Here is an 18,156-nt window from a genome sequence, read left to right on the forward strand (position 1 = left end):
GGCTGAATTACGGCAGGGTCTTGCCATCCACCGGATCGCCAATCATCAGAAAATGCCCGCCCGCCACATGATGCAAGGTGCGCAATGCATCCTGCCCTTCGAAGTGCCAACGGCCCTCACTGAAGACGCGCTCATCCGCCTGAGCGGCAATGACTTCAGCCAGGAACAGATCGTATTGCTGATGATTATTGGGCTCTGGCAACAGCCGACATTCCAGCCATGCCACACAGCCTTCGAGCATAGGGGCATCAATCAGCTCACCACTGAAGGTTGGCAAACCATAGGCCTGGAACTTGTCTTGACCTTGGCCCTGGGTCAATTCCAGGCCTGACGTCGAGCCAACGGTCTGGGTGATATCGGCCTGCGCCGCGCAGGGAACGTTCAGCACGAACGTTCCCGAGGCTTCCAGCAGTTGCCGGGTCCAGGTGGACTTGTCCAGCACCACGGCAATTTTCGGCGGTTCGAAATCCAGCGGCATGGCCCAGGCGGCGGCCATGATATTGCGCTGGCCATCATGGGCCGCGCTCACCAGTACGGTCGGCCCGTGATTGAGTAGACGATACGCCTTGGACAAAGGAACCGGCCGGCGGTGGGAATCGCTCATGTTGTCTGCTCCTGGGAAAAGAGCCGATTGTAGCGATTTTCACCGCGACGGCAGGGATCAAGTCGCCAGCTGATTGGCGAACTGCCCCACCGCGTTCACCACCTTCTGCGCACCGTCTTGAATCTCGACAATCACCGTGCCGGCTTCCGCCGCCAGCGCCAGACCTTGTTCCGCCTGAAGTTTGCCGTCGGTCATCAGGGCCACGGCATTGCGCGCCATCTCCTGGTTCTGACGCACAACACCGACAATTTCATCGGTGGCCTGGCTGGTGCGAGACGCCAACTGCCGGACCTCATCCGCGACCACGGCAAACCCCCTGCCCTGTTCGCCAGCCCGTGCCGCCTCAATGGCCGCGTTGAGCGCCAGCAAGTTGGTCTGTTCGGCAATGCCGCTGATGGTTTTGACGATAGTGCCAATGACCAACGATTGCTCATTCAACGCTTCGATGCCATCGCCAGCGGTTTGCATGTGCCTGGCCAGGTCGCGCATGACGGTCACCGCCTGAGTCACCACGGCCGTACCGCGCTGGGCACTTTCGTCGGTTTGTTGAGAAGTGCTGTAAGCAATGTTGGCCGCTTCGGCAACGGCGTTTTCCTGATTGACCTGATCGGTAATCACTGTGGCGAACTTCACCACTTTGTAGAGCTTGTTGTTGGCATCGGTCACCGGGTTGTAGGAAGCTTCCAGCCAGACCATACGACCATGGCTGTCGAAGCGTTTGAAACGGCCGGCGACAAACTCACCCGCGTTCAGGCGCCGCCAGAAGTTTTGATACTCGGCGCTGTTGTACTCCTGCGGCTCACAGAATGCCCGGTGATGTTTGCCCTTGATCTGCGCGAGGCTGTAACCCATGCCGCTGAGGAAGCGGTCGTTGGCCGTCAGCACGTTGCCATTGAGGTCAAACTCGATCACCGCCGTCGAGCGCACCAGCGCGCCGATCAGGTTCTCGTGCTCACGAGACGCTTCGATGGTGCGCGTCAGGTCGCTGGAGTAAATCGAAAAATTTTTGATCCGGCCATCCGCCGAGCGCACTGGCTGCAAAATCGACCGCAACCACGCTTCCTGGCCATTGCCCCGCAGCAATCGCACGGCACCGGCAAAATGCTCGCCACGAGTCAGCGCGTTTTGGAAGCGGCGGTGGAATTCGTCTGATTTCACATGGGTGGGAACAATGTCTTCGATGTGACAACCGACCAGATCGTTGCTCTTGTAGAACATCTCTGCGATGAAATTCTGGTTGGCCGATTGAATCCGCCCATCTGGATCAAGGGTCAGGACCAGCATCTCGCTTTCCAGACTGTCCTTCACTTGCTGAAGGCTGGAGAGTTCTTCGCGAAGAGCCGACAGCTCCTGCTTCAAGCGTTTATTGAACATGGGAAAGCACCGATGGGCCGGGAGGGAAAGCGGCCTGCTGCCTAGCCATCGGCGGTACGGGTACTTTCTGAAGAGTGTTTCAGGGTTGTCCTACAAATATAGTTGCCGTCACAACCTGCGATTACATCGCGCCAGCCGCCGCGCAATGGCCGACCTTGGGCATGCGCGCGCCAAAATACGCCGCGCTGCCAACGCCCACTGCCCCCATCACGGCACAGAAGATCACACAGATCCACGGGCTCCAAGGCATCAGTCCGATTAACAACAGAGGTGTGATACTCGCCCACGCGGCGTAGGCAATGTTGTAAGTGAAGGAAATCCCCGAGACGCGAACCCGCGCCGGGAACAGGCTGATCATTACCGACGGCACCGCGCCGACCACCCCGCAGCTCAGGCCGGCAATCGCATACGCCAGACCTGTCCAGTTGCCGCTGCTGATCAGGCAGCCGTAAAGCACGCCAATACCCAGCGGCAACAGCAGGCTATAGAGCATGACCGTGCGCCAGGCGCCGATGCGATCGACCAGCAACCCGGCAAGCACGCAGCCGATGTTCAGGAAAACAATGCCCAACGCGCTCAGAGCGAAAGTATGGCTGGCGGTCATGCCGAAGGTTTTTTGCATCATGGTCGGAGTGATCACAACGAACACCACCACGGCCGAGGTCAGCACGCAGGTGAGGATCATGGCCGGCAACATCGCCAGACGATGCTCACGCAAGACCGTGCGCAACGGCAGTTCGACGGCAGCATCACGCTGGGCCTGCATCGCCATGAACACCGGGGTTTCACTGAGCCAGCGGCGCAGCCAGACGCCGATCACCCCGAACACACCGCCCAGCAGGAACGGGTAACGCCAGGCGAAATCGAGAATTTCCGCAGGGGTGAACGCCTGTGCGAGAAAGGTCGCGGTGAGGGCGCCGATCAAGTAACCGAAGGTCAGCCCGGCTTGCAGGAAACCGAGGGCATAACCGCGATGCCCGACCGGCGCGTGCTCGGCGACAAACACCCAGGCGCTCGGCACTTCACCACCCACCGCCGCGCCTTGCAGGACACGTAATACCAACAGTAGCAGCGGTGCCCAATAGCCGATCTGCGCGTAGGTCGGCATGATCCCGATCAGCAGGCACGGCAGCGCCATCATCAGGATACTCAGGCTGAAGACTTTCTTGCGCCCCAGCCGGTCGGCGAAATGCGCCATCAGAATCCCGCCCAATGGGCGCGCCAGATAACCGGTGACGAAGATTCCAAAACTTTGCAGCAGGCGCAGCCACTCAGGCATTTCCGGCGGGAAGAACAGCTGACTGAGGGTCAGGGCGAAAAAAACGAAAATGATGAAATCATAGATTTCCAGCGCGCCGCCAAGGGCCGCCAGGCCGAGGGTCTTGTAGTCCGAGCGGGTAAAGGGCATCGGGCGCGAAGGGGTGTTGGCAGTCATGAAAAAGAACTCTGCAGCCGGTAAAAAACCAAGGTGCCCATGGTCTACGCAAACGCCTCCACGGACAAGCCGTTAGACCATAGTCCTGTTTTGGTAAAACTTTGTCACACGGCAGGATCGGTTGATTTACTGTTGGCATCTATCTAGACGGGCCGTTACAGCCCGAAGACCACCATAAACATAAAAATTCGAGGTACGCCCGTGGCTGCTGATATCGAAGATACCCGCTCTGCCCGTTTTGCCCTGCGCTGTTCAAATTTTGCCGAACGCTGGTTCCCCGATTCCTGGGTGTTTGCCGCGCTGGCAGTCATCATCGTCGCCGTAGCGACCCTGTTCATGGGCGCCAAACCGACTGACGCCGCCATGGCGTTCGGTGACGGGTTCTGGAGCCTGATCCCGTTCACCATGCAGATGGCGTTCGTGGTGATTGGCGGTTATGTGGTCGCCAGCTCGCCGCCGGCTGTGAAACTGATCGACCGTCTGGCGCGCCTTCCGAAAAACGGCCGTTCCGCAATAGCCTGGGTGGCATTGATTTCCATGGTCGCCTCATTGCTGAACTGGGGCTTGTCGCTGGTGTTTGGCGGTTTGCTGGTGCGCGCCCTCGCCCGCCGTACCGATCTAAAAATGGATTACCGTGCCGCCGGTGCTGCCGTCTATCTGGGCCTTGGTGCGGTGTGGGCCTTGGGCCTGTCGTCGTCCGCTGCACAACTGCAGGCCAACCCGGCCAGTCTGCCGCCGTCGATCCTGGCGATCACCGGGGTCATTCCCTTCACCCAAACGATCTTTTTGTGGCAATCCGGTGTCATGCTGCTGGCGCTGATCGTGGTCTCGCTGATCGTTGCCTACGCCACCGCGCCAGGTCCCAACACGGCCCGTGACGCCAAAGCCTGCGGCGTCGACCCGAGTTTCAACCTGCCACCACTGCAACCACGCACTCGCCCCGGCGAATGGCTGGAATACAGCCCGCTGCTGACCCTTTTGCTGGTGCTGCTGGCGGCTGGCTGGCTGTTCCACGAGTTTTCGACCAAACCGTTGCTCAGTGCCATCTCCGGGCTGAACACCTACAACTTCCTGTTCCTGATGCTCGGCGCGCTGCTGCACTGGCGTCCGCGCAGCTTCCTCGACGCGGTGTCCCGCGCAGTACCGACCACCACCGGAGTGCTGATCCAGTTCCCGCTGTACGGCTCGATCGCCGCCTTGATGACCACGGTCAAAGGCACTGACGCTCAGACCCTGGCGCACCACATCTCGACCTTCTTCGTCAGCATCGCGTCCCACGACACCTACGCGGTGCTGATGGGCGTGTACTCGGCGATTCTGGGCTTCTTCATCCCGTCCGGCGGCGGCAAGTGGATCATTGAAGCGCCGTACGTCATGCAAGTGGCCACCGACCTGAACTATCACCTGGGCTGGGCCGTACAAATCTACAACGCGGCCGAAGCGCTGCCGAACCTGATCAACCCGTTCTACATGCTGCCGCTGCTGGGCGTGCTCGGGTTGAAGGCGCGGGACTTGATCGGATTCTCGTTCGTGCAGTTGCTGGTGCATACGCCGCTTGTGCTGTTTCTGCTGTGGGCGCTGGGGACGACGCTGACGTATACGGCGCCGGTGATGCCTTAATTGAAGTTGATTGCGCCTGCCGGGGGGGCAGGTGCAATCAGGTTTGGTCGGTGGGTAACACTTTCAATAGTTCTGGCAAAGCTGCCTGAACCGTATCCCACACCACCTCAAGATTGATATCGAAATAGCCATGAGCGATGCGATTACGCATACCGCGCATGCTGCGCCACGGCACTTGCGAATTTTCGCCTGCAAAGTCCGCGTAACCATCCATTATCTTGGTAGCCGCTTCGCCAATAATGATGAGGCTCATGATGACTGCTTGCTGGGTACGTTTGTCGTCGAAAAATTCGTCTTTACTCAACCCCTCGACGAAAACAAGTGCATCACCAGCGGCTTGACGCATGTGGTCCAGGTAGTCACCGAGCCGGTTGAGGGTCATATAGGCCGCGCCTCTTCAAGCACCTGCTGACGAAACTTCAACGGAAGATCCCCCGGCGTTAGCAGGTCGACACTAACCCCCAGTAAATCTTCGAGCTCAACCTGAAGACCGCCCAGATCGAAAAGCGTGGCGCCCGGGAGTGCATCCACCAGTAAATCCAGGTCACTCCCCTCTTTATCGGTGCCGAATAATGCGGAACCGAATACACGCGGATTGGATACACGAAAGCGGCCGACGACCTCGCGTACGGCTGCGCGTTTTAGATCCAGTGCGATTGAAGGTTTCATGATTGACCTTTACCAAGTCCAGTATTGCGCCAGTCTAGCAGTGCTTGGGATAGGTAAACACCGCGCTACTTGTAACCCCTCTGTCACATTTCGCTTCAAGCACACCGATACGTAACTGGATCAAGCATCGCAAACAAACCTGGCAAAAACCTACGGGATGTTCTACACCTCGAAGCGCGAAAAAAGTGCACTCCCCCCACTGTCAGTTCTGACAGTAGACCCGTCGTTTCATATGCGAGATTGTGAGGCATGCCCCTGTGTTGCAGGGCTGACAGGATTGTCAGTGTTGGAAGTCGCAACGCGTTGCCGACAAGGATCGTTATGAAACCTCATCCGCTGCACCCAACGTCTTCGCCTCCGCCGAATGGCATTTATCCGTTTCCAGAGCTGCCGCTCAGCCTGGGATTTCCATCACGGGCCGACTTCAAAATCATCTGCACCGCCGATGGCTCGGCGGTGGCCGTCACAGCGTTGTGCGAGTTTCCACGGATCAGCCGAATCTGCCGTGTGTCGGGGCATGTGCTGCCTTATCGCGATCAACACACGCGACAAATGGCGACCGACATTCATCTCTATGACCCGCGTTTCAGCGGCCTGCTGCAGCATTCCTGCGACCCCAACGTGTTTTTTGACATGAGCGAACTGTGGTTGTGGGCGCTGAAGGACATCAAGAAAGGCGACAGCCTGACGATGGACTTCGCCGCAACCGAAGACAAACTGCTACGCCAGTTCGCCTGCCTGTGTGGGTCGCCGGAGTGCCGAGGCTGGATCACCGGTTACGATGAACCGCCGAACGCCGACGGCCAGCTGTTTTATCAACACTGGCGTCGGCGCAGTCTTTGTTGAGGACCTTTACAACTTCTCGACCGGACGCAGACGGTATTGCGGCGGCAGTTGCTCAAACCCGCTGATGGTCGCGTTCAGGCTTTTCCAGCGGCCGTCCTTGATGCCGTAAATGCAGCCGTGGATCGACAGTTTCTGCCCTCGATGCCAGGCGTTTTGCACAATGCTGGTATGCCCGACGTTCGCCACTTGCTGAATCACGTTCAGCTCGCAGAGACGGTCGACTCGCTCTTCTTCGGTCGGCAACTTGGCCAGTTCTTCGCGTTTTTCATAATAAAGGTCGCGAATCGAGCGCAGCCAGCCGTCGATCAGGCCCAGCTGGCGATCCTGCATCGAGGCGCGCACACCGCCACAGCCGTAGTGACCGGTGACCAGTATGTGTTTGACCTTGAGCACGTCCACGGCGTACTGAATCACCGACAGGCAGTTGAGGTCGGTGTGCAGCACCACGTTGGCCACGTTGCGGTGCACGAACAGGTCGCCGGGCAGCATGCCGACGATCTCGTTGGCCGGCACACGGGCGTCGGAGCAGCCAATCCACAAATATTCCGGCGTCTGTTGGCGGGCCAGCTTGGAGAAGAAGTCCGGATCTTCCTGTTTGATCGCTTCGGCCCAGCGTTCGTTGTTATCAATCAGATCTTGTAATTCGTTCATGCTGTAAAGCCTCAAGAATGATGCGCTGGTTTGACAGACAACCACCCGTCGGGGTCACGCGCTTGATGCAAGTATGGCCGGTGGAATTCTCGGGAATTCAGTGGGTCCACCGTAGTAAGACCCACAGTATGAGGAATTGCCATGACTGAATCACGACGTCCGTTCGATGCGGCGCAACCAGAGCCGATCGACGACAACGAAGACCGCATAGGCAAGGTGCATGAGCTGGACTTCGACGAGGAAGAACCCGGTGGCAAGATCGGTGACGAACTGCTGGTAACCGAACGCGTACGGCTGATGCCCATTGAACGCCTGCGTGAAGGGGGCATGGCGGGCGCCTCGACCGATGATCACGAGCCTACCGATGATGACATGAGCCCGGAAACGCTAATCCTTGAGGATGGCGCGCGGGATGCTCATGAAGCCGGTGAAGGCGATCAGGCGGATTGGGATTTGAGCATTGTCGATGAAGATGACATTGGCGGCGGTAATGGGCTGGATGAAGCGGAGATGGCGAATCGGGATCCGATGGATGGGAATCGTTGATCTTTATTGACTGTTAAGCCGCCATCGCGAGCAGGCTCACTCCCACAATGGATCTGTGTAGTACACAAATCCTGTGACCGATATAGATCAACTGTAGGAGTGAGCCGGCTCCGGGCGGCGTTCCGACGATGCTTTTAAGGGGGGTCAGTCGACGAGTGTGCAGGCCATGACCACGGCATCTTCCCGGCCACCAACGGCCGGATAATAATCCCGACGCCGGCCAATCTCATTAAAGCCGTACCGCTCATACAAACGAAATGCCGAGCGGTTACTGTCGCGAACTTCCAGAAAACACTCCCGCGCCTCAGCCTTGTAGGCAATCGACATCAAGTGCTCCAGCAGCGTCAGACCCAAACCACGGCCCTGATTCTCCGGCTTCACGGTGATATTGAGCAGATGCGCCTCATCCAGAATGATCTGCACCACGCCATGCCCGACCTGCTGCTGCCCTTCGAACATCAGCCAGATCTGGTATTTGCCCAACCCATCGAGAAAAATCCCGCGGGTCCAGGGATGGCTGTATGCCGCGTATTCAATTTTCAGTACTGCTTCCAGGTCCGCCTCGGTCATTACGCGGAACGATACTGCGTCACTCATTTGATTCTTTCCAGCGCGCCATCAGCCGACGCATGGCTTGCCAGACATCAGCCTTACGCTGTGGCTCTTCCATTAATAATTCCAGACCCGGCAGGGCCCAGACCGAGCCCAGGCCTTCGACCTGGAGTTCACGGTTGAATGATTCGGCATTGGCCTCACCGGCAAACCGCACCGCCGGCAGACCGATCAGCCACACGCAAACGCATGGAGCATCTTCAATGCGCGCCGAGAGAAAACCCTGTACGAAGTCGCGAGCCGCTTCCAGGCCTTGGTCCATGGTGCCACGAGCCAGGAGCGGCCAGCGTACCGGTTCGCCGACGATCTGCGGGCTGTCCGGCAGACCGGCGGCGCGCAGCATGTCTTTGAGCAGCAAATAGGCGGGATCGCGGGTCTGGAACGTTTCGCCTGTGGGTAACTCCACCAGCAACAGGCAGCGACCGGCGCGCAGCAATTGCAGGGCGAAGCGCGGTGGCGGCACTTGCACAGCCTTGGCGACGACCGGCGCCGCCTCTTCTTCGACCTTGGCGTTGGTCCGCGTACTGGCCAACGACGGGCGAGGGACCTCGATTTTCACCCGCTCGGCCGGTTTGACCACAGGCTCCATGGGCGCTTCAGCCGCTGGAACCGGGGCCATCGGCGCCACGACCAACGGCTCGGGCATCTCCAGCAACTCGGGGCGGGAGGGCGCGGCAAAGGGCAATTCGGTGCGCGGCAGCCAGTTGACCACCTGCATGGCGGTCAAATAAGCGCGGCGACGGGACTCGATAAGCAAAGGTCGGCCACTTGTGGATAACTAAAGTGCGGTGATTCTACCGCCCTTCGCTCAAGATCGCCCGCGCTGTTGATCGATAGACTTCACCGATAGTCTTTCCACCTATGAAAAATGGCGACAGCCTGTCCCGCGAGTGAATCGCATCGGCCCCGATGCAGTACAATCGCGGCTTTTAATCGCCAACCAGCCGGCCATTCCGATGATCGAACCCAAGCGCGTCTTGCGCGCCCTCGCTGAACACTGGGCACTTCTGGAGCCACTGTGCGAGCATTTCGACCAAGGCACCCTGAGCCTCAACGAACTGCGCACGCAACTGGCCGCCCAGCAACTCGACAGTACGCCGCAGGACATCACCAGCCTGCTGGACGTGTGGATCCGCCTCGATATTCTGGTTCCGGTGGCGAAAAGCCCGAACCGTTTCGAACTCAATGCGCAGATCCACGACTTCCTCGCCTACCTGCGCCGTGAGCACCGTCTGGGCCTGTGCCTGGAGATCGAAGCCTATTTGCGTCACCTCGAACGCCTGGCCGGTTACATTCAGGACGCCTTCGACGTTCGCGACGGCCATGACCTGGCGCGCCAATTGCGCTTACTCGATATGCGCGTACGCGACGTACTGAAAAAACTCGATAACGATGAACAGGCGCTGGTAGCCGTCGCCGAACGGGCCAAGACCAGCGACCGGCAGATTCCATTGCGTCAGCGTTACGCTGAAGTGCTGGCGACCTGGGACGAATACGTCGAACCGATGATTGACCTGGTGAACGCCGACGGCGCCTTCGAACAAGGTGTACGCAAGGTCGAAACCGTCCTGCTGAAGATGCTCAGCGAGCAGCAACGCCTCGGCCATCTGGTCGACGACGACATGCTGCTGCGCACCCACGCACGCATCCTCGAAATGCAGACCAGCGCCCAATTGACCCTGCGTCATGCCCGCGAACTGTTGCTGCCGCTACGTGAAGAAGCTCGTCGCCACAATGCCGTGACCCGTGGCGCGGCGCTGGCCTTGTCGGCCATCCGTCGTAAAGGCATCGATGCGGTGCCGCAAGCCGCCATGCCGATGTTCACCCGACCGCAAAGCACGTTCCTCGGCAGCGCCAGTCAGGTCGAAGCCTACGTGTATGCGCTGGCCCGTTTCGAGCCTAAACCGGCGCGCTTCCCCAAGGCCCACAAGACTCAGAAAGGCGAAGCACCGCGCGCGCCACGTACCGTTCGCGAAATGCTCGAACGCTGCGAAGACGCCCTGCCGATGCCGGACCTGATGACCTGGCTGCTGGAGCAGGAGCCGGACGGCGCTACTGACGAATTGCTGTACTGGTTCTCGCGCCTGTCGCGGGAGAAACGCTTCAAACGCGAGCGTCTGGAACGCCGCGATTACCACACTCATGAGCACCAGGTCAGCCTGCGCTCCTTCGCCCTGCTCTCGGCCGGCGACTGCGCCGCCGAGGATTCTGCGAGCACACTCTATGCAAGTACTTCGCATGCAACTTGATCTTTCCGAGCTGTCCCAGCTGGCGCCGATTTTTCGCGAGCTGTTCAAGGGCTACCACGTCAGCCGCCGCGACCCGGAGCTGTACGCGCAACTGTCGAACTTCCAGGATCAGTACCGCACCCTGTTCAAGGCGCTGGGCTTTGAACTGGTGTGCGACACCCGGGGTTTCTACTATTTCGTGCCGGATCTGGCCGCCGCAGCGGTAAACAAGACTGCCCAGCGTCTGGCGCTGTTCACCTTCATCCTTGTCGAACATCTGGCGGATCAGGGCCGTGACCCGGTCGCCGTGCTCGACGGTGGCAGCCTCGGTCGCGATGAATTGCCTTCCTTGCTGGAAAAGTACCGCGACCTGTTCATCCAGGCTGAAGTACAGACGGTCGAAGAACTCGAAGAAAAAATCATGCGCCGCATGACCCAGCTCGGTTTTGCCGGCGAAGAAAACGGCATCTACCGTTTCCTGCCGCCGATGCACCGCTTCCTCGATGTCTGCCTTTCGGTTCAGCAGGACCGCGATCTGGCGGCCAGTCTGCACAGCGTGTTGCCATTGCCGGCCCCTGTGCTGATTGACGACGACAGCGACGAAAAGCTGTTGGAAACCGATGATCCGCTGGATTTGACTGACTTCGAAGAAGAAAGCGAAGAAGACGCCATGGCCCGCGCCATCGCCGAAGAACAGGAGATCGACGCATGAGCAAGGAACGCTACGGCATTCGCCGCTTTGCCCTTTTGAACACCGCCGGTTACAGCCTCGGCCTGTTTCCGCTGGAAGAGCCGCTGTCGGTGTACGGCGCGAACAACCTCGGTAAATCCGCCTCGATCAACGCCCTGCAGTTCCCGATTCTGGCGCGCATGTCGGACATGAGTTTCGGCAAGTACAGCCTGGAACAATCCCGGCGTTTCTATTTCGCCTCAGACACCAGTTACATCCTCGTTGAAGTCTCGCTGCCCCACGGTCCACACGTGATCGGCGTGGTCGGTCGCGGCCCGGGCGGTGGTTTCGGTCACCAGTTCTTTGCCTATGCCGGCAAACTCGATCTGGCGCACTACCAGAAAAACGACACCTGCCTGCGCCAGAAAGAACTGTTCACCAACCTTGAGCGCGAAGGCCTCAAAGCCTACGAGTTGAAGCCTGATGAGCTGCGTCGTTTGCTGGTCGGCGGTCACACCTCGATTCCGCTGGACCTGACGTTGATCCCGCTGCGCTCCACCAGCGAGCAGAGCTTGAAGACGTTCCGCGCGCTGTTCATCAACCTGTTGCACATGCGCGAAATCACTGCGGCCAAGCTCAAGCAACTGTTCCTCGATGCGTTCGAGCACAGCCTGCGCTCCGGCAGCGTCGACTACATCGCCGCGTGCGAAGAAGCGTTCCGCGATGTTCGTCGCATGGAGCAGGATTACAACTCGCTGGTCACGGCTGGCCCGCTGGTTGAAGCACTGGCCGCCGGCGTGGCCCAGCGCAATATCCTGCGCGGCAAACTGCACAGGATCTCGCCGCTGCTCGATTCCCTGCTCGGCACCTGGTCGGACTATGCCAGTGCGCGCAAGGAAGAGCTGACGATTCAGGCCGAGCATTACCGCAACGAGCAAGACGCACTGCAAAACGATCAGCGTGGTGGCACGCAAGAGCTGATGCGCCTGGAACGGGAAATCACCGGTATCCAGCGCTGGCTCGGCGAGTTGTCGGTGCTCAAGCATCGCTTCGCGCTGGTCGATGACGTCAAAGTGCTGGAGCAGCAACTGCTTGCGGCCAAGGACGCGCACGATGAGCTGGCTGGTGCGCTGGCGCAGTCGCGGCAGTTCTCTGCCGAAGATCTGGAAGAACGTCTGCGCGATCTGGAAAAACGCCTCAAGTCGGTCAAGCAACAGCTCGATCACGCTGACAACAACAGCTACGCCCGTCTGCGTGAAGAGTTCTCGCAGCAGGACGTCGAACGTTTGATGCGCCTGTTCAACAGCGCTTTGTTCAGCCTGCCGCTGGGTGAGCACGGCATCACGCTGGACGAGGACGGTCAGTGGGTCAAATCCATGGAGCTGATCCTCGACGGTTTCAAAGGCGAGCGCTTCGAAGTGCCGGGCCTGTCCATCGACATTTCGCACATCGAACCGCCAGCGCTGCAAGCCCTGGCTGACCGTGCCGCGTTGCGCGATCAGAAAGAGCGTCTGGACAAAGAACTCAAGCAACTCAAGACCCAACAGGCCGTCGCCGCCGACCGAGCGGCGAGCAAGACCCAGACCGAAGCGCTGTACCAGCAAGTGCTGGATGCGCAGAAAGCCCTGGAAGACTTCCGTCGCGCGCAAACCCTGAGCGCCGAGGAAGGCGACAAGCTTGAGCAACTGGCGCAAATGGAAGCGGCGCAGGACGAATTGAAGCGTTCCAGCGATGCCTTCACCGAACGCGTCCAGCAACTGTCGGCCAAGTTGCAACTGGTCGGCCGKCAGATTGGCGACATGGAAGCCAAGCAACGCACCCTCGACGACGCCCTGCGCCGCCGTCAGCTGTTGCCGGCAGACTTGCCATTCGGCACGCCGTTCATGGACCCGATCGACGATTCCATGGACAACTTGCTGCCGCTGCTCAATGACTATCAGGACAGCTGGCAGGGTTTGCTGCGCAGTGACGGTCAGATCGAAGCACTGTATGCGCAGGTCCGCCTCAAGGGTGTGGCCAAGTTCGACAGCGAAGACGATATGGAACGCCGTCTGCAACTCCTGATCAACGCGTATGCGCACCGCACCGACGAAGCCCTGACACTGGGCAAGGCACGCCGTGCAGCGGTCACCGACATCGCCCGGACCCTGCGCAACATCCGCAGCGACTACGACAGCCTTGAGCATCAACTGGCGCTGTTCAACCGCGAGATCAACAAACGTCAGGTGTCCAACCTGCAAAGCTTCCGCATCGTGCTCGCGCCGAACAAGGAAGCGCTCAAGCACATCGACCAGATCATCCACAGCGCCGGCCAATACGAAGAAGGCGAAACCCTCTCCGTGTTCGACCTCAGCCAAAGCGCCGATCAGGACAACAAGAACGAAGAAGCCAAGGAGTACCTGGCGCGGCTGGTGGCGGCAAACCATAACCAGCTCGGTCTGAAAGACTTGTTCGAACTCGCGTTCGAAATCACCAAGGTCAACGGTCAGCCGGTGATCCACACCGACATTGATGGCGCCGCCTCCAACGGCACCACGATGACCATCAAGGCGCTGACCAACATGTACTTGTTGCTGCACTTGATGGACCGCGACCAGGCCGGTCGCGTGCGCCTGCCGTACTACCTCGACGAAGCGGCGGACATCGACGAAAAGAACCAGGCAGCGCTGCTGGAAACCAGTTTGCAACTGGGCTTCGTACCGATCCTGGCGAGTGTGAAGCCGCAGGTTTGCGCCAGTGTTGCGATTGACCTGGAAGGCGGAAGCGGGCCGAACGGGATCTACATCGATGAGGCGGACTGGAAGTACATTCGTCGTCATGATGAGGTGAAGGCCAGCGTTGTTGTGCAGGCTGATGAGCCGGAGCTGGATGTAGTCTGAGTTAAACCGTCAGATACGAAAAAGGCCGCGATCCAATGGATCGCGGCCTTTTTTGTGGGAGCCTTTCGGTGAGTTTGAGGCTCTCATCGCGAGCAGGCTCACTCCCACAATGGTTCGGTATGCACCGGATTTAATGTAGGAGCGGGCTTGCCCGCGAAGGCGGCATTACAGGCACCGATAGACTACTTGCCGATTGCGATCTTCGGCGCCCAGGTCAGCCATTCATCTTCAAACTTGTCGAACAGCGGGAAGGTTTGCTCAGCCCGCGCCGGACTACCCATGCGATCACCGTCCGGCGTGGCAAAGGCGATGCCGCCCTGAATCAGCGTCTCCAGCGATTCAGTGCGCACCGTCGCGCCTTTGAACAAGCTGTAGTCGAGTCCAAAACCGCTGCTGTTCCAGAAACGCGTACCGCTGCGCACCAGAGGCGCGTATTTCGGCTCGATCAGAATGTGCACCAACACACGATCCGCCGTCTGTCCGAGTTCATAGCCAGTGACCTTGCCGACGGTAATTTCGCGGTACGTCACCGGCACACCGGTTTTCAGCGAACCACGGCGAGCGGCACTCAGGACGAGACTCAAACCGGCTTCTTGCTTTGCCGACTCTGGTGGATTGGCCAAGACGACGAAGTTCGTTTGTGGCCCAAGATTTTTCGGTGCGGGCTGCACTTCGATGTATTGGCCGGTGACCAGGGTTTCGAGGTTGGAGGACTTGATCAGACCCAACTCAGGTTTCACCACCCAGAACTGACTGCCGACCCGGGCAATGCGCTCCGGCACTACGGTGATCCGTGCGGTGAGCATCACCGATTGCAGATCATCAGTGAGGTCAACGTCTTCAATCTTGCCGACATCCAGGCCTTTGAATCTCACAGGTGTGCCGTTACGCAAGCCATCGGCGCGCTCAACCTTGATGGTGACCACGGTACCTTTCTGATTGGCCTCGTCATGGTTGGCGAACAGACGGAAACGCGGAATCTTCTTTTGCAGCGGTGCCTTGGCTTCAGGCGTCTCAAAGGCGATACCGCCGGCCATCAGGCTTTGCAGCGATTCACTTTTGACCTGGATTCCGTCCGTCAGTCCGCCCGTGAGCGTGATGCCGCTGGCATTCCAGAATCGCGTCGAGGCGTTAACCAACCCTTCGTATTCCTTCTCGATATGGACACCGATCACCAGTCGCTTCGTTTTCTTGGAGAATTGATAACTCTGGACCGAACCGACCTTGACCTGCTTGTAGAGAATCGGGCTGCCGACTTCCAGCGAGCCGAGGTTTTCGGTGAACAACACCAGGTGCAGGCCCGGTGATCGCAGATCCAGTGGCGGCGCCTTGGGCCGCGCCACGAATTCGCGTTGCGGCGCTGAACCTTTATCACCAGGGCGCACCGCGATGTAGTTACCTTTGACCAACGCTTCCAGACCGGTGATACCCGCGAGGGAAATCGACGGTTTGACCACCCAGAACTGAGTGCCGGTGACCAGGTAATCTTCGGCCAATGGATCAAGGGTCAATTCAGCGGTGGCACCGGACAGGTCCGGATCAACCTTCAGCGCTTTCAGATTACCTACCTGAATGCCTTTGTACATCACCGGCGTACGGCCAGCCTGCAAGCCTTCGAAGTCGGTGAGCTTGACCTTGACCCGAATACCGGCTGCCGCGGCGTCAAAGTCTTCGTAGAGACGGAAGGGCAAGCTAGGATCGGTGGGCGGACTGTCTTTGCGATTCTCCGGTGTGGCGAACGCGATACCACCGGCGACGATGCTGGCAAGCGACTCACTGCGAATTTTCACACCAGACAGATTGGCGTCGATGCTGATGCCACTGGCGTTCCAGAAACGCGTGTGTTTGCGTACCAGATTGGCGTAAGTGGGTTCAATGAAAACTTTGAGTTCGACGGTACTCTGGTCTTCCGAGAGCACGTAGCTTTTGATCTCGCCGACCTTGATCTGCTTGTAGAACACAGGGCTGCCACGGTTCAGAGAACCGAGGCGATCAGCCTTGATGGTCAGGTGCAAACCCGGCTTGGCGTCGGACAACGGTGGTTCTTCGGCTAGCGCCTTGAATTTGCGAGTGGGCTCACCTTCACCGGGGTTGATCGCTACGTAATTACCCGAAACCAGCGTCTCCAGACCGGTAATACCGGCCAGGGTCACGCTCGGTTTGACCAGCCAAAAGCGGGTGCTGGTCTTGAGGTATTGCTCGACATCCTTATTCATCTCGACGGTCGCGATCACGCCTTTGGAAGCACCTTCGTCATCGAGTTTTAGGGCTTTCACCTTACCGACAGACATGCCTTTGTAGACCACTTCGGTCTTGTTGGCCTGGATGCCTTCGCCGCTTTCGAAACGTATCTGAACTTCGATACCGGTCTCGTTATAAGCGCGCCAGCCGAGCCAGCCGCCGATGATCAAAGCGATCAGGGGCAGAATCCAAATGGCTGACCAGTTCGAGGCCGGTCGGGTTTTCGCTGTAGGCAAATCAGTCATGGTCGTCGTCCGACTCCGTGTTATCCCAAATCAGTCGGGGATCGAAAGAAACTGCGGCAAGCATCGTCAAAATCACCACACTGGCGAAGGCGATGGCGCCAAGATTGGCTTCAATGCTGGCAAGCCGTCCGAAATTCACGACCGCCACCAGGATGGCGATCACAAAGATATCCAGCATGGACCAGCGGCCGATGAACTCGATAAAGCGGTACATCCAGATACGTTGGCGAGCCGAGAGTGGCTGGCGGCGCTGTATCGAAAACAGCAGCAACCCGATGCCCACCAGTTTGAACGTCGGCACTAGAATACTGGCAATGAACACAACTGCCGCGATGGGAAACATGCCGTAATGAACCAGGTCAATCACGCCGGACATGATGGTGCTTGGGGCGCCCTTGCCGAGTGAATTGATGGTCATGATCGGCAGTATGTTGGCCGGAATGTAGAGAATTGCAGCGGTAATCAGCAGCGCCCAGGTGCGCACCAGACTGTTCGGGCGACGGGCATGAACCAGCGCACCACAACGGGTGCAAACTTGCTCGTCGGTGTCAGCTTCCTGCTTGTTCAACTCATGGCATTCCGCACAAATCAGAATGCCTGCATCAATCGCCCGCATGGGCATCCTCTCCTGATAAAGCCTGCCAGATCTGATGAGGCGACATCACAACCTCCAACCCGACCTGAACCAACAGCAAACTGATAAAGCACACCAGACCAAGACCTACGCTAATGGCTGCCATATCTGCCAGTTTTACGAACGCGACCAGTACGCCCATGAGGTAAACCTCAAGCATGCCCCAGTCCCGTAAATGGTGATAAATGCGATAGAGCAGCAAGCCGTAGCTGCGTCCAATATCAAAGCGAATACTCAACAAGACTGCCAATTGGCAGAGCAGTTTGAGCAAAGGGATACCCATACTGCACAGGAACACAATCACCGCAACGCTTTGCATTCCAGTATCGAACAAAGCGACAACGCCGCTCCAGACGGTGTCCTTCGACGATTGCCCGAGTAGATTAAGCTCCATGATGGGTAAAAAGTTCGCCGGCACATACAACAATAACGCGGCAATGACCAAGGCGAGACTGCGTTGCACGACGTTGTGCCGATGGGCGTAGAGCTCATAACCGCAGCGCGGGCACAGCGCTTTCTCGCCATGGGCGAGCTCGGGTTTTCGCATCAGCAAGTCGCACTCATGACATGCGACCAAATCGTCCAGCGGTAATTCTGACAGCCTTGGGGCGTCAACCGAATCTGGCATAAAGGCTCTGGCTCCGAGAAAGTTGGGCCTATTCTAGAGGTATGAGTCGAAAATAACTGCGCCAATTTGTGCGTTAAACAGAGGTGTACTTTCCTGCGGACAAAACAAAACCCCTACCTGCATACGCAGATAGGGGTTTCGGAATTTAATCTTGACGATGACCTACTCTCACATGGGGAAACCCCACACTACCATCGGCGATGCATCGTTTCACTGCTGAGTTCGGGATGGGATCAGGTGGTTCCAATGCTCTATGGTCGTCAAGAAATTCGGT

At 58.5% G+C, this 18,156-nt stretch carries 17 protein-coding genes, 1 rRNA gene and 1 pseudogene; 6 read left to right on the forward strand and 13 right to left on the reverse strand.

The features are described from left to right. Positions 1-7: 7 nt before the first annotated feature. The 4 genes and pseudogenes from AC1DWM_RS05290 to AC1DWM_RS05305 all read right to left on the reverse strand — a co-directional run bounded on the left by AC1DWM_RS05290 (position 8) and on the right by AC1DWM_RS05305 (position 3,413). A complete protein-coding gene (locus tag AC1DWM_RS05290; RefSeq protein WP_223519844.1) occupies positions 8-604 on the reverse strand; it encodes a flavin reductase family protein in 597 nt (198 codons plus the stop codon). Positions 605-661: 57 nt separating this feature from the next. Then, a complete protein-coding gene (locus AC1DWM_RS05295) occupies positions 662-1,270 on the reverse strand; it encodes a methyl-accepting chemotaxis protein (protein ID WP_477794764.1) in 609 nt (202 codons plus the stop codon). Next, positions 1,250-1,978, reverse strand: a pseudogene (locus AC1DWM_RS05300) (PAS domain-containing protein); the annotation flags it as partial. The gene AC1DWM_RS05295 and the pseudogene AC1DWM_RS05300, both read right to left, overlap by 21 nt. A 121-nt stretch (positions 1,979-2,099) precedes the next feature. Then, positions 2,100-3,413 (reverse strand): MFS transporter, encoded by a 1,314-nt coding sequence (locus AC1DWM_RS05305; RefSeq protein WP_477794757.1) that lies wholly within the window; start codon positions 3,411-3,413, stop codon positions 2,100-2,102. Between the two features lie 201 nt (positions 3,414-3,614). Between AC1DWM_RS05305 and AC1DWM_RS05310 the strand changes: the two genes are divergently transcribed. Then, a complete protein-coding gene (locus tag AC1DWM_RS05310; protein WP_223519839.1) occupies positions 3,615-5,033 on the forward strand; it encodes a short-chain fatty acid transporter in 1,419 nt (472 codons plus the stop codon). 37 nt (positions 5,034-5,070) lie between these two features. Here AC1DWM_RS05310 and AC1DWM_RS05315 read toward each other — a convergent pair whose 3' ends face one another. Next, on the reverse strand, positions 5,071-5,415 hold the full coding sequence (locus tag AC1DWM_RS05315; RefSeq protein WP_223519837.1) for a HepT-like ribonuclease domain-containing protein: 345 nt from the start codon (positions 5,413-5,415) through the stop codon (positions 5,071-5,073). Next, positions 5,412-5,702 (reverse strand): nucleotidyltransferase family protein, encoded by a 291-nt coding sequence (locus AC1DWM_RS05320; protein ID WP_223519835.1) that lies wholly within the window; start codon positions 5,700-5,702, stop codon positions 5,412-5,414. The genes AC1DWM_RS05315 and AC1DWM_RS05320 overlap by 4 nt, the downstream gene beginning before the upstream one ends. Positions 5,703-6,023: 321 nt before the next feature. Here AC1DWM_RS05320 and AC1DWM_RS05325 point away from each other — a divergent pair, with 321 nt between their 5' ends. After that, a complete protein-coding gene (locus tag AC1DWM_RS05325) occupies positions 6,024-6,548 on the forward strand; it encodes an SET domain-containing protein-lysine N-methyltransferase (RefSeq protein ID WP_223519833.1) in 525 nt (174 codons plus the stop codon). A gap of 6 nt (positions 6,549-6,554) precedes the next feature. Here the strand turns inward: AC1DWM_RS05325 and can are convergent, their stop codons facing one another. Then, positions 6,555-7,199 carry a carbonate dehydratase gene (gene can, locus AC1DWM_RS05330; RefSeq protein WP_223519831.1) on the reverse strand — a complete coding sequence of 215 codons (645 nt, stop codon included), beginning with the start codon at positions 7,197-7,199 and terminating at the stop codon, positions 6,555-6,557. Between the two features lie 141 nt (positions 7,200-7,340). Here can and AC1DWM_RS05335 point away from each other — a divergent pair, with 141 nt between their 5' ends. Beyond that, entirely contained in the window at positions 7,341-7,745 is a 405-nt protein-coding gene (locus AC1DWM_RS05335) for a serine kinase/phosphatase (RefSeq protein ID WP_223519829.1), read from the forward strand. Positions 7,746-7,889: 144 nt separating this feature from the next. Here AC1DWM_RS05335 and rimI read toward each other — a convergent pair whose 3' ends face one another. Then, a complete protein-coding gene (rimI, locus tag AC1DWM_RS05340) occupies positions 7,890-8,342 on the reverse strand; it encodes a ribosomal protein S18-alanine N-acetyltransferase (protein ID WP_223519827.1) in 453 nt (150 codons plus the stop codon). Beyond that, positions 8,335-9,075, reverse strand: coding sequence for an energy transducer TonB (locus tag AC1DWM_RS05345; protein WP_477794765.1), 741 nt, complete (start codon positions 9,073-9,075; stop codon positions 8,335-8,337). Before AC1DWM_RS05345 ends, rimI begins: the two co-directional genes overlap by 8 nt. 238 nt (positions 9,076-9,313) lie before the next feature. Here AC1DWM_RS05345 and mksB point away from each other — a divergent pair, with 238 nt between their 5' ends. Genes mksB through mksF form a run of 3 tightly spaced genes read left to right on the forward strand, consistent with a single transcriptional unit; the run spans position 9,314 to position 14,134 of the window. Then, positions 9,314-10,606 (forward strand): Mks condensin complex protein MksB, encoded by a 1,293-nt coding sequence (gene mksB / locus AC1DWM_RS05350; RefSeq protein WP_477794758.1) that lies wholly within the window; start codon positions 9,314-9,316, stop codon positions 10,604-10,606. Then, positions 10,596-11,297, forward strand: a complete 702-nt coding sequence (gene mksE, locus AC1DWM_RS05355) for an Mks condensin complex protein MksE (RefSeq protein ID WP_477794759.1) — start codon at positions 10,596-10,598, stop codon at positions 11,295-11,297. The genes mksB and mksE overlap by 11 nt, the downstream gene beginning before the upstream one ends. After that, complete coding sequence (gene mksF / locus AC1DWM_RS05360; protein WP_477794760.1) at positions 11,294-14,134, forward strand: Mks condensin complex protein MksF; 2,841 nt, start codon at positions 11,294-11,296, stop codon at positions 14,132-14,134. The genes mksE and mksF overlap by 4 nt, the downstream gene beginning before the upstream one ends. Positions 14,135-14,316: 182 nt before the next feature. Here mksF and AC1DWM_RS05365 read toward each other — a convergent pair whose 3' ends face one another. From AC1DWM_RS05365 to rrf, 4 genes are all read right to left on the reverse strand, one after another. Continuing rightward, positions 14,317-16,620 (reverse strand): PqiB family protein, encoded by a 2,304-nt coding sequence (locus tag AC1DWM_RS05365; protein WP_477794761.1) that lies wholly within the window; start codon positions 16,618-16,620, stop codon positions 14,317-14,319. Beyond that, on the reverse strand, positions 16,613-17,236 hold the full coding sequence (locus AC1DWM_RS05370) for a paraquat-inducible protein A (RefSeq protein WP_477794762.1): 624 nt from the start codon (positions 17,234-17,236) through the stop codon (positions 16,613-16,615). The genes AC1DWM_RS05365 and AC1DWM_RS05370 overlap by 8 nt, the downstream gene beginning before the upstream one ends. Beyond that, positions 17,223-17,882: a paraquat-inducible protein A gene (locus AC1DWM_RS05375; RefSeq protein WP_223519816.1), complete on the reverse strand. Its 660-nt coding sequence runs from the start codon at positions 17,880-17,882 to the stop codon at positions 17,223-17,225. The genes AC1DWM_RS05370 and AC1DWM_RS05375 overlap by 14 nt, the downstream gene beginning before the upstream one ends. 149 nt (positions 17,883-18,031) lie before the next feature. Next, positions 18,032-18,147, reverse strand: a 5S ribosomal RNA gene (rrf, locus tag AC1DWM_RS05380). Between the last annotated feature and the right edge of the window lie 9 nt (positions 18,148-18,156).

Source organism: Pseudomonas sp. P4_C8, from assembly GCF_056401975.1.